This window comes from Burkholderiales bacterium (assembly GCA_013695435.1).
Classification (GTDB): domain Bacteria; phylum Pseudomonadota; class Gammaproteobacteria; order Burkholderiales; family JACMKV01; genus JACMKV01.
On record JACDAM010000190.1, the window covers coordinates 1 to 14,001 of the forward strand.

Sequence of the window (14,001 nt, forward strand, 5' to 3'; positions counted from 1 at the left end):
GCCGACAGCATCGCCGATCCGCGAGCTCGATGCTTACCGCGCGCGCCACGGTCAGGGCTATAGCGTGTTCGAGCACAACAGCCACGCGATTGAACAGGAGTTGCTGACTTTTGTGCCGGTCGACGATAACGACAACAGCGGCGACGACAGCGGCGATGGCGCGCCGCTGCGCATACAAAAGCTGCGCTTGCGCAATGTGAGCACGCGCGCTCGCCGTCTGTCCGTGATGTTTTATGCCGAATGGGTACTCGGCGCGCAGCGCGAGGAAACCCAGCAGCACGTAATCAGCAGTTGGGACAGCGAAACCCAGGCGCTGCTCGCGCGCAACGCGTGGCACCCGGATTTCGCCGGGCGCGTCGCCTTTGCCGCGTGCAGCCCGATACCGAGTTCCTACACTGCCGATCGCGGCGAGTTTATCGGCCGCAACGGCTCGCTGGCGGCGCCCGCGGCGCTGACTCGAACCCGATTATCGCGCAGCAGCGGCGCCGGTTTCGATCCGTGCGCGGCGCTGCAAGTGAGGATTGAACTCGATCCCGGTCAGGAAGTGGAGGTGATTTTCCTGCTCGGTCAAGGCGAGAGCCCGGGTGCTGTGCGCGAGCTGATCCGGCGTTATCGCGATGCGCAGGCGGTCGCGCAGGCCTTGGCCGCTACGCGCGCATGGTGGGACAAAACGCTCGGCGTCATCGAAGTCAAAACGCCCGATCTCGGGATCGACTTCCTGCTCAATCGCTGGCTGCTCTACCAGGATTTGAGTTGCCGCATCTGGGGGCGTTCGGCGTTTTACCAGTCCGGCGGCGCCTATGGTTTTCGCGATCAGTTGCAGGACGTGCTGGCTGTGGTTTACGCCGCGCCGCGGATCGCGCGCGCGCAGATTCTGCGTGCCGCATCACGCCAGTTCCGTGAAGGCGATGTCCAGCACTGGTGGCATCCGCCGTCGGGCGCCGGGGTGCGCACGCGCATTTCCGATGATCTGCTGTGGCTGCCGTATGTGACCGCGCAGTATGTACGCATTACCGGCGATAGCGGCATTCTCGATGAAGCGGCGCCTTTTCTCGACGGCGCGGTTCTGGAAGCCGATGAGCACGATAAATATTTCGTGCCGTCGCAGTCGGCGGAAACGGCTTCATTGCTCGAACATTGCCGGCGCGCAGTGGAAAAAGGGGCGACCGAGGGCGTTCACGGCTTGCCGCTGATAGGCGGCGGCGACTGGAACGACGGCATGAATCGCGTCGGCGCCGGCGGCGTTGGCGAAAGCGTGTGGCTGGCGTGGTTCCTGGTCCATGTGCTGCACGATTGGGCGTATCTATCTGGATTGCGCGGCGGCAAGGATGCCAAGACCGAAGTCAAAACTGCTAACGCTCGCGCCGCGCGCCTCACGCAAGCGATCGAACAACACGCGTGGGACGGCGGCTGGTATTTGCGCGCGTTTTACGACGATGGCGCGCCGCTTGGCTCAGCGCGCAGCGATGAAGCGAAAATCGATGCGCTGGCGCAATCCTGGGCGGTGATTTCCGGCGCCGCCGAACCGGGCCGGGCGCTGATCGCGCTGAACGCCGCCGGACAACACCTGGTGCGCCCCGCTGAGCGCATGGTTTTGCTGTTTACGCCGCCGTTCGACAAGTCCCCACGCGATCCTGGCTATCTCAAAAGCTATCCGCCCGGCGTGCGCGAAAACGGCGGGCAATACACGCATGGATCGCTGTGGCTTCCGATGGCGTTCGCGCGACTCGGCGACGGCGATAAAGCGAGCGCGCTCTTGCAAATGATGAGCCCGATCGAACACGCGCGCACGCCTGCCGATGCCGCGCATTACAAGGTCGAGCCGTATGCCGTCGCCGCCGATGTGTACGCGCTCGACGGCAAGATCGGACGCGGCGGCTGGACCTGGTATACCGGCTCGGCCGGCTGGATGTATCGCATCTGGATCGAAGAAGTGCTGGGCTTCAAACTGGCGGGCGACCGCCTCTCGATCGATCCGGTGATTTCATCGGCGTGGCCCGGGTTTTCGCTGCGCTACCGCTACCGCGAAACCGACTATGCGATCGTCATCGAAAATCCGCAGCGCATCTGCCGCGGTGTCGCCAGCATCCGGCTCGATGGCCGCCTGCTGCGCGGCGACAGCATCAAGCTGATCGATGACCGCGCCCGCCACGCGTTGATCGTACAAATGGGACTGGGCGTTTCGAAAAAAAGCGTTGAATCGTAGTGTGGCGCGTCGAACCTTCCCGTGAACAGTCCTCGAGCATAGCCGTCTCCAAGTAGGTCAGGGTGCGAAAAGCACCGTAACAATACTCTGGTTCCGCCCCCTAATATCTTCCGCTGCTCGCGTAATTTTCGAAGCGCGTGAACTCGGGGATGAACGTCAGCTTGACCTCTCCGATTGGGCCGTTGCGTTGCTTGCTGATCAGGATTTCGGCGATGCCTTTTTCCTGCGTGTCGGGGTTGTAGACTTCGTCGCGGTAGATGAAAAGGATCAGATCGGCGTCCTGCTCGATGGCGCCGGATTCGCGCAGATCCGACATCATCGGCCGCTTGTTCGGGCGCTGCTCGACGCTGCGGTTCAATTGCGACAGCGCGATCACCGGCACATCGAGTTCCTTGGCCAGCGCTTTCAGCGAACGAGAAATCTGCGAAATTTCGGTTGCGCGGTTTTCCCCCTGCGAGCTGGCCGACATCAACTGTAAATAATCGACGACGATGAGACCGAGCTTGCCGTATTGCCGGTGCAGTCTGCGGGCGCGGGCGCGCAATTCGAGCGCGTTGAGCGCCGCGGTTTCGTCTATCTGGATCGGCGCGTCGTTGAGCTTTTCGAGCGCGTGCGTGAGCTTGCGCCAATCGTCGTCCAAGAGCCGCCCGGTGCGCACCTTGTGCTGATCGAGGCGGCCGACCGAACCGAGCAGGCGCATGACGAGCTGGGTGCCGCCCATCTCCATGCTGAACACGCCGACCGGCAATCCGGCCGCGAGCGCTACGTGCTCGGCGATGTTCAGCGCGAACGCCGTCTTGCCCATGCTGGGACGGCCGGCAACGATGATGAGTTCGCCCGGCTGCAGGCCGGATGTCATCGAATCGAGATCGGTAAAGCCGGTCGGCACGCCCGTGATGTCGGAGGGATTGTCGCGCGCGTACAGCATATCGATGCGCTCGACGACCTGCGTCAGAAGCGGTTGGATTTCGACGAAGCCGTGGCGGCCGCGCGAGCCGGCCTCGGCGATCTCGAAAACTTTGGATTCAGCCGCATCGAGCAGTTCGCCGGCCGAACGGCCCATCGCGTTGTACGCCGATTCGGTAATATCGACGCCGACTTCCGCCAGTTTTCGCATCACCGCTCGCTCGCGCACAATTTCGGCGTAACGACGGATATTGGCGGAGCCCGGCGTGTTTTTGGCCAGCGCGCCTAGGTATTCGAGCCCGCCAATGCCTTGCAATTCCTTGTTGCTGTCGAGGCTTTCGGCGACCGTGATCGGGTCGGCCGGATGACTGCGCTCGATCAGCTTGCAGACATGCGAAAAAATCAGCCGATGATCGCCGCGGTAGAAATCCGCCGCCGAAACCAGATCGGCAATCTTGTCCCAGGCGCCGTTATCGAGCAGCAAACCGCCCAGCAGCGACTGCTCGGCGTCCTCCGAATGCGGCGGCGTTTTGATCGCGTCGAACTGGGGATCGGACGATGCGCTGCGCGGCAGCGGAACAGCTTGAATCATGACAGGTCCCCCGGGAATGGCGGCTGGGATGGTGCGCGCAAACGGCGCAAAATCACTAACCAGGCATTTGCAGTTTACGCAAACTACGCCGGGAGCGGCAACGGAAAAGACCGGGGGAATTTTGTGGGAATGTTATGGACAAGCTGTGGACAAGATGGGGCAACCAGTGGGCTTGCCAATACGCCGCCCGCCACGTTTTCGAAACGTGTTGAAGCCCGGGCGAAATCAGCTTTCGCCGAGCACCGATACCGTGATCGTGGCGCTTACGTCGGCCTGCAGTACGATCGGCACGGCGTGATCGCCGATCTGCTTCAAGGGACCACTCGGCAAGCGGATCTGTCCCCGCTCGATTTCGAATCCCTGCGCCTCCAGGGCTGTCACGATGTCGGCATTGGTGACCGAACCGAACAGCCTGCCGTCGGCGCCGGCTTTCTGCGTGATCTGCACCATCAGGCCGTCGATTTTGGCGGCGCGTTCCTGCGCTGACGCCAACGCCTGGTTCTGCGCTTTCTCGAGTTCGGCGCGTTTGCTCTGTACTTCGGCAATATTCGCTTCGCTTGCGCGCCGCGCCTTGCCCTGTGGAATCAGAAAATTGCGCGCGTAGCCATCGCGCACCTTTACGATGTCGCCGAGTTGGCCGAGACTGCTGATGCGCTCCATCAAAATAACCTGCATGCCTGCCTCCTCAATCCCTTAGTGCAAATCCGTGTAATGCAGCAGCGCCAGGAAGCGCGCCCGCTTGATCGCGGTGCCGAGTTGGCGCTGGAAACGCGACTTGGTGCCGGTGATGCGCGCCGGAATGATTTTGCCGTTCTCGTTGATGAAATCTTTCAAGATTTCGATGTCCTTGTAATCGACTTCCTTGATTCCTTCATTGGTGAAGCGGCAATACTTGCGGCGGCGAAACAGCGGCCGGTTGGCGTTGTTGGCATCTTTGCGTTTGGCAGCCATGCGTGGCATAGGATTGAGTCCTCTGTGTGATTATTCAGGATCGATTGCATTGACGTGCAACACAATGTGCGCACTTGTGCGGCTGCGATTGGCGAGAAAGCCGCTCAGACGGACCGCCTGGCCGTCGCCAACCGTCGACAACCGCATCGCCTGGTCGGCCAGTGCGATCACTTCGATTTCGCACTCGACGCGGCGCGCAACGCCGGCTTCCATCTGATCCGAAACGTGCCGCAGCCGGCGGTTGATGAGCGCTACACCAGCCGGCGTGTGGCGCAATGCATCGGCGCCGATCAGTTTTCCGCTCATGCTCATGCGGTTCATTGTCAGGTCAGCTTGCGGCGGGTTCGGCCGCGGTCTCGTTAGCGATCGGCGCAGCCGGTTTCCCGACAGCGTCATCGCCGGCCCGCGGCGTTTGCGATTCCTGACCGGGCTGCATCGATCTCGACTTTTCGTCTTTCATCATAGCCGACGCCGTCGTCACCGCTTCCTTCATCTTAACTGTCAAATGGCGCAGCACCGCATCGTTGAATTTGAAAGCGGTTTCGATTTCGTCGAGCGTAGCCTGGTCGCACTCGATATTCATGAGCACGTAATGGGCTTTGTGGACTTTCTGGATCGGGTAAGTCATTTGCCGCCGGCCCCAGTCTTCCATGCGATGGATAGTGCCGCCGCGGCTGGTGACCATGGTGCGATAGCGCTCGGCCATCGCCGGCACCTGCTCGCTCTGGTCGGGATGAACTATGAATACGATTTCGTAATGGCGCATGGCGCTCCTTGTGGGTTAAAGCCTCCCATCGTGCGCGGATGGTGAGGCAAGGAAAGCCGGGCATTATACCGGCTGATGCGAAGCTGGTTCAATAAACCTGAAGGGAAGGCGCAGGCCGCCCGCTGCGCCAGCCTTGCGCCCCGCGCCAGCCGAGCGATCCGTCGCTTCAAACAATCGCGCCGCGCTGGCGCACTGTCTCGAACAAACAGATGCCGGCGGCGACTGAAACGTTCAGGCTCTCGACCGTGCCCAGCATCGGAATGCGCGCCAGTTCATCGCAATTCTCGCGCGTAAGGCGGCGCAGCCCTTCGTCTTCAGAGCCGAGCACCCACGCGATAGCGCCCTGCAGCGGGATTCCGCCAAGTTCGTTCGCGGCGTCCTCGGTGGCGCCGACAACCCGAATGCCGCGCTCGCGCACCGCGCGCAGGCTGCGCGCGAGATTGGTCACGGCGATAAAGGGAACCGATTCGGCCGCGCCGCAAGCGGCTTTGGCGACGGTCGCGTTGACGCCGACGGCGCGATCTTTCGGCGCAATCACCGCGTCTACTCCCATCGCGTCGGCGACGCGCAGGCACGCGCCCAGATTGCGCGGATCCTGTACGCCGTCGAGCACCAGCAGCAAGGCCGGCGTCGTCAGCGTATCGAGTACGTCCTCGAGTGCGATGAAGCTTTTCGAGGGATCGATGCGCGCCACGATGCCCTGGTGACGCGCGTGGCCGGCCATGCCGTCGAGCCGCGCTGAATCGATGGCGATCAGGCGAATCTTGCGATCTTCCGCGGCGGCAAGCAGCGCGCGCATGCGCGCGTCGCGGCGATGCTCATCGTGATAGATCTCGCGCACGCTGTCCGGATTCTGCCGCAGCCGCGCGCTGAGCGCGTGAAATCCGCACAGCGTTGCGCGATCCGTCATGAGCGATACGGTTTCATCGCGAGCGCGTGCGGCGCGCGGACGTTGCACGCGGCCGGGTTTCTGTTTCGCGTTCGCCTTCGCTTTCCAGCACAAAGTCGATCTTGGTCGATTCCAGATCGACGCGCGCGACTCGCACGCGCAGGCGGCCGCCAAGACGATAGCGCACGCCGCTGCGCTCGCCGGCGATTTCATGCCGAGCGGCGTCGAAGTGAAAATAATCGTGGCCGAGTTCCGAGATGTGCAACAGGCCTTCGACATACACTTCGTCGAGCGCTACGAAAATGCCGAAACCGGTCACGCCGGCAATCGTGCCATCGAACACTACACCGACTTTGTCCTGCATGTAATAGCACTTGAGCCAGGCCTCGACGTCGCGCGTCGCTTCGTCGGCGCGCCGCTCGGTCGCCGAGCAATGGCTGCCTAAGGCATGCCAGTCGCCGGGCGCATACGGCTTCTTCGCCAGCACTGCCTTGATCGCGCGGTGCACGAGCAAATCCGGATAGCGCCGAATCGGCGACGTGAAGTGCGTATACGACTCGTACGCCAGACCGAAATGGCCGACATTGTCGGGACTGTAAACCGCCTGCTGCAGCGAGCGCAGCATCACGGTTTGCAGCAACTGGGCATCGGGCCGCGCCTTGATCTGTTTCAGCAGCTTCGCGTAATCCTGGGCATGCGGCGACTCGCCGCCGGTCAACTGAAAGCCGAATTCCTTCAGAAATTCGCGCAAGCCTTCGAGCTTGATCGGGGTCGGCCCTTCATGAATTCGAAACAGCGTCGGCTGCCCGTTTTTTTGCAGGAAATCCGACGCGCACACATTCGCCGCCAGCATGCATTCTTCGATGAGGCGGTGCGCATCGTTGCGCTTGACCGGAAAAATGCGCTCGATCTTGCCGTGCTCGTCGAACGCCATCTGGGTCTCGATCGACTCGAAATCGATCGCGCCGCGCTTGGCGCGCGCTTTCAGCAGGATTTTGAACAGCCGGTGCAGGTTTTCGAGATGCGGCAAGAGCGCGGCATTCTTGCGCGCTTGCTCATTCCAGACTTTTTCAGTGCCGGCAAGCATGTCGGCGACTTCAGTATAAGTCAGCCGCGCGTGCGAGTGCATGACGGCGGGATAAAAGCAGTAATCGCGGATTTCACCACGCGCGTCGATTTCCATATCGCAGACCAGGCACAGGCGATCGACTTCGGGCTTCAATGAACAGAGCCCGTTCGACAGGACTTCGGGCAGCATCGGGATCACGCGCCGCGGGAAGTACACCGAGTTGCCGCGCAGCTCGGCCTCGCGATCGAGCACGTCTGCCTGCCGCACGTAATAGCTGACATCGGCGATCGCAACCAGCAGGCGGAAACCCTTGCCGCCTTTAGCGCCGGGCTCGCAATACACGGCGTCGTCGAAATCCTTGGCGGTCTCGCCGTCTATGGTGACCAGCGGCAGATCCCGAATGTCGTCGCGCCCGGCGCGGTCTTCGGCGCCGACCGACGGGGCAAAGCGGCTGCTGAGTTTTTCGACTTCAGCCGAAAACTCGTAAGGCAGATCATGCTTGCGCAACGCAATCTCGATTTCCATACCCGGATCCGCATAATTGCCGAGCACGTCGACGACGCGCGCGATCGGCTGCGCGTGTTTGGCCGGCTGCTGAACGATTTCGACCATCACCACCTGGCCGGGTTTGGCGTCCATCGCCTCGCCTTGCGGCACCAGAATATCCTGGCTGATGCGCTTGTTTTCGGCGACCACGAACAGAATGCCATGCTCGGCATAAAGCCTGCCGACGAGGCGCTGGTTGGCGCGTTGCAGAACTTCGACGATTGCCGCTTCGCGGCGACCGCGCCGATCGATGCCGATTTCACGTACCATTGCCCGGTCGCCGTCCAGTACCTTGTGCATTTCCTTCGGGCCGAGATACAGATCCGGGCTGGCGTCGTCCGCGATCAGAAAGCCGAAACCATCGCGATGGCCGTGCACCCGGCCTTTGACCAGATCGAGCTTGTCGACCATGCAAACGGCATTTTTGCGGTTGCGCATGATCTGGCCGTCGCGCTCCATCGCAGCCAGGCGGCGGCCGAACACCTCGATTTCGTTTTCGTCTATTTCCAGGATGAGCGCAAGTTTTTCGGCCGGCACCGGGACACCTTGCTCGGCCAGAATTTGCAGAATGTATTCGCGGCTCGGCAGCGCGTTGTCATACATCTCGCGTTCGCGGGCCAGATGCGGATCGCGTGCGCGGACCGCGGATGGCGCTGAATTTCGCTCGGGCGGGGGCGGCGCATCGGCCTCAAATACGGCCTCGAAAATGGACGGGTGTTCGCGTTCCGCGCCGGCGGCAAGACTGCCGCGAACGCTAGCTTTGCCGCGGGTTTTTTCGCTTTTCGCGGCTCGCCGCACAGGCTCTCGCAGCGCCGGGCCTCGCCTGGTTTGGACGTCTGTAGCGCGCGCTTTCTTGATTGACAATACGATACCTTTCCGATTAGATTTGCATGCCTTGCCGAGATGGCGGAATTGGTAGACGCACCAGGTTCAGGTCCTGGCGGTGGCAACACTGTGGAGGTTCGAGTCCTCTTCTCGGCACCAGCGCAAGCAGTTTATCGCATGCTCATACGAGTACTTCCCACTCGTCCCGCGCCATCCCCAAAATTCTGGAATTCCTCGTCGTCCTGATTCATCGCTTGCAACGCTGTCCTCCTGTCTCGTTTTCAATTCTGCACGATCCCGTTCCGACGAATGGGTTCTGTCATGCATCCGCGAACGGATGACGCAATACGATCGTCTCTTCCCGTCCCGGTCCGGTTGAAATCATCGCAAGCGGCGCTTCGCAGATTTCCTCGATGCGGCGCAGATAATTGCGCGCCGCTTGCGGCAATTGCTCGAACTGTTTCAACCCGACCGTGGTTTCGCTCCAGCCTTCCATTTCTTCGTAGAGCGGTTCGCAGCCGGCGATCGCTTCGGCGCCGAACGGCAGAATATCGGTTTCGGCGCCATCGACGCGATAACCGACGCCAAGCTGCAGGGTTTCGACGCCGTCGAGCACGTCGAGCTTGGTCACGCACAGCCCCGATACGCCGTTGATCTGAATCGAGCGCTTCAATGCCGCCGCGTCGAACCAGCCGCAACGCCGCGGCCGCCCGGTCGTCGCGCCGAACTCGTTGCCGCGGCTCGCCAGATGACGCCCGACCGCGTCATCGAGCTCGGTCGGAAAAGGGCCGGAACCGACGCGTGTGGTGTAGGCCTTGGTGATGCCGAGAACAAAGTGCAGCAACTGCGGGCCGACGCCGCTTCCGGCAGCGGCAGCGCCCGCGACGCAGTTACTCGAAGTGACGAACGGATAAGTGCCATGATCGACATCGAGCAACGCGCCCTGCGCGCCTTCGAACAAGAGATTGCGGCCTGCGCGGCTCAGTTCGAACAAGCTGCGCGGGACGTCGCCGACCATCGCTTTGATGCGATCGGCGAGCAACATCGCCGCATCCAGCGTGTGCTGAAAATCGACGATGTCGGTTCGGAAATAATGCTTGAGCACGAAGTTGTGATAATCGAGCACTTCGCCGAGCTTGGCCGCGAATCGTTCGCGATAAAACAGGTCCTGAATACGAATCGCCCGGCGCGCCACCTTGTCTTCATACGCCGGTCCGATGCCGCGCCCGGTCGTGCCTATCCTGGCCTCGCCCTTTGCCGCTTCACGCGCGCGATCGAGCGCCGCGTGATACGGCAAAATCAGCGGACAGGCTTCGCTGATCGTCAGCCTGCTCCGGACTTCGACGCCGGCCGCTTCCAGCATCGCGATTTCTTCGAGCAGCGCCTGCGGCGACACCACGACGCCGTTGCCGATAAAGCAGGCGACGCCGTCGCGCAGAATGCCCGACGGAATCAGATGCAGGACGGTTTTCCGGCCATTGATGACCAGCGTGTGTCCGGCGTTGTGCCCGCCCTGAAAGCGAACCACGCCGTCGGCATGATCCGTCAGCCAATCGACGACCTTGCCTTTGCCTTCATCGCCCCACTGGGTACCGATTACGACGACGTTTCGGGACACGCGTTTTTTCGTGGTTGATTGGAAGATGCCGACCCGGCTGCATCGGCTGTATCGACGGCGACCTCCCAGTGGCCATTTCGACAGACCAGTTGCCGATGATGCGAATCGGCGCTGCGCTCGGCGCCGTGTCCGGGCAGATCGATGAACACGATCTCGCCCTGCGCGCGCAGCGTCGCGATCGCTTCGTTCAGGGCCGCGTCATTGGCGCACGGCGCGCGTATCGGCGCGGAGTCAGGTAGATGAGGCGCAATCGCGGCGAGCTCCCGCAGATCCATGCTGAAGCCGGTTGCCGGCCGCGCCCGCCCGAACGCTTTGCCGACCTCGTCGTAGCGGCCGCCCTGCGCGATCGCGTTCGGCCAGCCGTCGACATAAGCGGCGAACACCAACGCGTTCTGGTATTGATAGCCGCGCAGTTCGGCCAGATCGAAGCAGCACGTTACCTGCAGATCGCCGAGCCGCTCGGCCACGGCCCGCAAATCGCGCAGCGCCGCTGCGATATCCGCAAATGCCGGCAGCGATTTCGCGGCGCGATCCAGCGTTTCGGCGCCGCCGTACAGCTCAGGCAAGAGCGCCAGCGCCTGGCGAATCTCGGGCGCAAAAGGCACCGCCAGCGCGCGCACCGCCGGGATATCCTTCGCTTGCAAGGCGCGAAACAGATCGGCTTCGACCGCCGGCGGAATGTCAGCATGCCGCACCAGACTGCGAAACACGGCAACGTGGCCGAGATCGAGATGCACGTTCGCGATCCCGATGGTGCGCAGGGCTTCCAGCATCAGGCGCTGGATTTCGACGTCGCTTTCGAGGCCGGCGTGCCCGAATAACTCGGCGCCGATCTGCAAGGGCTCACGCGTTCGCGTCAGGCCCGAGGGCAAGGTATGCATGATGCTGCCTGCATAACACAGGCGCGTGATTCCCGGCCGGTTCAAAAGATGCGCGTCGATACGGGCGGCCTGCGGCGTAATGTCGGCGCGCAGCCCGAGCAATCTGCCGCTCAGTTGATCGACCAGCTTGAAAGTTTTCAGATCGAGATCACCACCTGCGCCGGTCAGCAGCGACTCGACATACTCGATCAGCGGCGGCATCACCAGCTCAAAGCCGTGCACGCGAAACAGATCGAGGATCGTACGCCGTAGTTGCTCTATGTGTTGAGCCTCTGCGGGAAGAATATCCTCGATGAATTCGGGCAGCAGCCAGTTACGCATCGACGCCATCCTGAACCCAGTGTGTTTTCATCGGACCAGATACAGCAGCAAAATCCCGAACAGCATCGATGTCAGGCCGATGAAGCGAATCTGGCCGTCGGGCAATTCGGTCAAGCGACGGAACGCCTCGCGCCACGCGCCCGGCATGAGAAACGGCAGAATGCCCTCGATCACGAGCATCAATGCGAAAGCGGTCAGCAAACTGGTCGACATTCCCGTCCCACTCGCTGGCTCGTTGCGAATCCGTTTCTGATCGATCCGGTGTTGTCGACCCGGTCGCCGACACTACTTGACGGCGGGCGCTGGCGGCGGCTTGCCTGAATTTTTCAGATATTTGAAGAATTCCGAATTTGGCTCGAGCACCAGCACGTCGTTATTGCCCTTGAAGCTTTGCCGATACGCTTCGAGGCTGCGATAGAACGAGTAAAATTCCGGGTTCTGCTCGAATGCGCCCGCGTAGATATCCGCTGCCTTTGCGTCGCCCTTGCCTTTGGTCTGCTGCGCTGCGCGATACGCTTCGGCGATGATGACCTCACGCTGGCGATCGGCATCGGCGCGGATTTTCTCGGCTTCAGCGCCGCCTGTCGAACGCAATTCGTTGGCGACGCGCTTGCGCTCGGCCTCCATGCGGCGATAAACCGATTCGCTGACCTCGGCCGGCAAATCGACGCGCTTCAGGCGCACGTCGACGACCTGCACGCCGATCTTGCGCGCGTCGGCGTCGGCGCGCTTGCGCAGGATTTCCATGATTTCTTCGCGCTGCCCGGACACGACTTCGTGCACCGTGCGCTTGCCGAATTCAGCGCGCAGGCCATCGTTGATCGCCTGCTGCAGCCGCGTGCGCGCGCGTGCTTCCTCGCCGCCGACGCTGATGTAATACTGCTTCGGATCGACCACCCGCCATTTGATGAAGGCATCGACCAGCACGTTCTTTTTCTCGGATGTCAGGAAGCGTTCGGGGTCTTCCGATTCGACAGTCAGGATGCGCGAATCGAAGTAAAGCACGTTTTGCACGAGCGGAATTTTCGCATACAGCCCCGGCTCTTTTTTGATATCGATGATTTCGCCGAGCTGAAAAACGATCGCGTACTGCCGCGCATCGACCGTAAACAGGGTCATGCTCGCGACGATCAGCGCAATGACCGCGATGACGACGACAGTGCTGAGGCTTTTCATTGGCGTTGCTCCCGGTCGCGGGTTCTGAATGCTTCGCGCGAACGCATGCTGTTGTCCGCCGGCAGCGGCAGCGTTTCCGTCGTGCTCGATGGTTTATTCGCGGCATCGCCGCCGGCGACAGGCGCCGCGGCCGTCTGCATCAGCTTGTCCAGCGGCAGATACAGCAGATTGCCGCCGCCTTTCTGGTCGATCAGAACCTTGCTCGAATTCGCCAGAATCTGTTGCATGGTTTCGAGATAAAGGCGTTCGCGCATCACCACCGGCGCAGCCAGATATTCAACCAGAATCTGCTTGAAGCGGGAAGCTTCGCCCTCGGAATTGGCGACGACGCGCTGTTCGTAACCGGCCGCCTCTTCGAGCAGCCTCGATGCGGCGCCGCGCGCACGCGGGATGACGTCGTTCGCGTAAGCCTGGCCTTCGTTCTTCAGGCGCTCGCGGTCCTGCCCGGCTTTGACGGCGTCGTCGAATGCCGCCTGCACCTGCTCCGGCGGTTGTGCGTTTTGCATGGTCACGGCGGAAATCGTGATGCCGGTCTTGTAGCGGTCGAGTATGTCCTGCATCAACTTGCGGGCGCCGGCGGCGATTTCCGTGCGGCCTTCATACAACACGAAATCCATGCGGCTTTTGCCGACGATCTCGCGGATCGCGGTTTCCGCAGCCTGCAGCACGGTATCTTCCGGATTGCGGTTATTGAACAGGAATTCCTGCGCATCGGTGACGATGTATTGCACGGCAAACTGGATGTCGACGATGTTTTCATCATCGGTCAGCATCAACGCTTCTTTCGGCACTTTGCTTTTGACATTGTTGCGGTAGCCGATCTCGGCCGTTCTGACCGACGATACGTTGACTTTTTCCACGGTCTCGATCGGATAAGGCAAGTGCCAGCGCAAGCCAGGTTGCGTGGTTTCGGCATACTGACCGAAGCGCAGCACAACGCCACGCTGACTGGCGTCGATCGTATAGAAACCGCTCGCCAGCCAGATCACCGCGATCAGAATCAGCAACAGACCGAAGCCGCCGCCGAGCTGCTTGATATCGGGCGGACCGCCGTTCGGCCGGTTTGGCGGGCCGCGGCGGCCGAGCAAGGCGTTCACCTTCTGGGTGAATTTGCGCCACAGTTGGTCGAGATCCGGCGGGCCTTCGTTGTTGCCGCCGCGCTTGCCCCATTGCGGGTCGTTTAACGCCATAGCTGTTGATTCAACTTGTCGGGGGGTTTAAGGAAAACGGCGCCGGGTTACGAACAGGTAATCAG

The 14,001-nt window shown here is 61.6% G+C and carries 13 protein-coding genes and 1 tRNA gene; 2 read left to right on the top strand and 12 right to left on the bottom strand.

The annotated features are described in order from the left end of the window. Positions 1–2,206: hypothetical protein (locus H0V78_09740; protein MBA2352040.1), on the top strand; the 2,206-nt coding region annotated here is incomplete at its 5' end. Positions 2,207–2,306: 100 nt separating this feature from the next. Here H0V78_09740 and dnaB read toward each other — a convergent pair. From dnaB to rnr, 7 genes are all read right to left on the bottom strand, one after another. Further along, positions 2,307–3,704, bottom strand: coding sequence for a replicative DNA helicase (gene dnaB / locus H0V78_09745; protein ID MBA2352041.1), 1,398 nt, complete (start codon positions 3,702–3,704; stop codon positions 2,307–2,309). A gap of 225 nt (positions 3,705–3,929) precedes the next feature. Then, positions 3,930–4,379 carry a 50S ribosomal protein L9 gene (locus tag H0V78_09750; GenBank protein ID MBA2352042.1) on the bottom strand — a complete coding sequence of 150 codons (450 nt, stop codon included), beginning with the start codon at positions 4,377–4,379 and terminating at the stop codon, positions 3,930–3,932. An 18-nt stretch (positions 4,380–4,397) separates the two neighbouring features. Next, a complete protein-coding gene (locus H0V78_09755) occupies positions 4,398–4,664 on the bottom strand; it encodes a 30S ribosomal protein S18 (GenBank protein MBA2352043.1) in 267 nt (88 codons plus the stop codon). Between the two features lie 21 nt (positions 4,665–4,685). After that, positions 4,686–4,961, bottom strand: a complete 276-nt coding sequence (gene priB, locus H0V78_09760) for a primosomal replication protein N (protein MBA2352044.1) — start codon at positions 4,959–4,961, stop codon at positions 4,686–4,688. A 22-nt stretch (positions 4,962–4,983) separates the two neighbouring features. Next, positions 4,984–5,421: a 30S ribosomal protein S6 gene (gene rpsF / locus H0V78_09765; protein ID MBA2352045.1), complete on the bottom strand. Its 438-nt coding sequence runs from the start codon at positions 5,419–5,421 to the stop codon at positions 4,984–4,986. Between the two features lie 166 nt (positions 5,422–5,587). Then, entirely contained in the window at positions 5,588–6,331 is a 744-nt protein-coding gene (gene rlmB, locus H0V78_09770; GenBank protein MBA2352046.1) for a 23S rRNA (guanosine(2251)-2'-O)-methyltransferase RlmB, read from the bottom strand. A 13-nt stretch (positions 6,332–6,344) separates the two neighbouring features. After that, a complete protein-coding gene (gene rnr, locus H0V78_09775; GenBank protein ID MBA2352047.1) occupies positions 6,345–8,528 on the bottom strand; it encodes a ribonuclease R in 2,184 nt (727 codons plus the stop codon). A gap of 294 nt (positions 8,529–8,822) precedes the next feature. Between rnr and H0V78_09780 the strand changes: the two genes are divergently transcribed. Continuing rightward, positions 8,823–8,909, top strand: a tRNA-Leu gene (locus H0V78_09780). A gap of 160 nt (positions 8,910–9,069) precedes the next feature. Here the strand turns inward: H0V78_09780 and H0V78_09785 are convergent. The 5 genes from H0V78_09785 to hflK form a co-directional block, all read right to left on the bottom strand. Further along, positions 9,070–10,368 carry an adenylosuccinate synthase gene (locus tag H0V78_09785; protein MBA2352048.1) on the bottom strand — a complete coding sequence of 433 codons (1,299 nt, stop codon included), beginning with the start codon at positions 10,366–10,368 and terminating at the stop codon, positions 9,070–9,072. Continuing rightward, positions 10,347–11,570: an ATP phosphoribosyltransferase regulatory subunit gene (locus tag H0V78_09790; protein ID MBA2352049.1), complete on the bottom strand. Its 1,224-nt coding sequence runs from the start codon at positions 11,568–11,570 to the stop codon at positions 10,347–10,349. The genes H0V78_09785 and H0V78_09790 overlap by 22 nt, the downstream gene beginning before the upstream one ends. 27 nt (positions 11,571–11,597) lie before the next feature. Continuing rightward, positions 11,598–11,783, bottom strand: coding sequence for a DUF2065 domain-containing protein (locus H0V78_09795; GenBank protein MBA2352050.1), 186 nt, complete (start codon positions 11,781–11,783; stop codon positions 11,598–11,600). A 72-nt stretch (positions 11,784–11,855) separates the two neighbouring features. After that, positions 11,856–12,746 carry a protease modulator HflC gene (gene hflC / locus H0V78_09800; GenBank protein ID MBA2352051.1) on the bottom strand — a complete coding sequence of 297 codons (891 nt, stop codon included), beginning with the start codon at positions 12,744–12,746 and terminating at the stop codon, positions 11,856–11,858. Next, positions 12,743–13,936 carry an FtsH protease activity modulator HflK gene (hflK, locus tag H0V78_09805; protein ID MBA2352052.1) on the bottom strand — a complete coding sequence of 398 codons (1,194 nt, stop codon included), beginning with the start codon at positions 13,934–13,936 and terminating at the stop codon, positions 12,743–12,745. The genes hflC and hflK overlap by 4 nt, the downstream gene beginning before the upstream one ends. Positions 13,937–14,001: the final 65 nt, after the last annotated feature.

Excerpts from the sequence above, each read along its gene's own strand:
- dnaB (MBA2352041.1), bottom strand. The coding sequence starts at position 3,704 with ATGATTCAAGCTGTTCCGCTGCCGCGCAGCGCATCGTCCGATCCCCAG.
- H0V78_09750 (MBA2352042.1), bottom strand. The coding sequence starts at position 4,379 with ATGCAGGTTATTTTGATGGAGCGCATCAGCAGTCTCGGCCAACTCGGC.
- H0V78_09755 (MBA2352043.1), bottom strand. The coding sequence starts at position 4,664 with ATGCCACGCATGGCTGCCAAACGCAAAGATGCCAACAACGCCAACCGG.
- priB (MBA2352044.1), bottom strand. The coding sequence starts at position 4,961 with ATGAGCGGAAAACTGATCGGCGCCGATGCATTGCGCCACACGCCGGCT.
- rpsF (MBA2352045.1), bottom strand. The coding sequence starts at position 5,421 with ATGCGCCATTACGAAATCGTATTCATAGTTCATCCCGACCAGAGCGAG.
- rlmB (MBA2352046.1), bottom strand. The coding sequence starts at position 6,331 with ATGACGGATCGCGCAACGCTGTGCGGATTTCACGCGCTCAGCGCGCGG.
- rnr (MBA2352047.1), bottom strand. The coding sequence starts at position 8,528 with ATGTATGACAACGCGCTGCCGAGCCGCGAATACATTCTGCAAATTCTG.
- H0V78_09790 (MBA2352049.1), bottom strand. The coding sequence starts at position 11,570 with ATGCGTAACTGGCTGCTGCCCGAATTCATCGAGGATATTCTTCCCGCA.
- H0V78_09795 (MBA2352050.1), bottom strand. The coding sequence starts at position 11,783 with ATGTCGACCAGTTTGCTGACCGCTTTCGCATTGATGCTCGTGATCGAG.
- hflC (MBA2352051.1), bottom strand. The coding sequence starts at position 12,746 with ATGAAAAGCCTCAGCACTGTCGTCGTCATCGCGGTCATTGCGCTGATC.
- hflK (MBA2352052.1), bottom strand. The coding sequence starts at position 13,936 with ATGGCGTTAAACGACCCGCAATGGGGCAAGCGCGGCGGCAACAACGAA.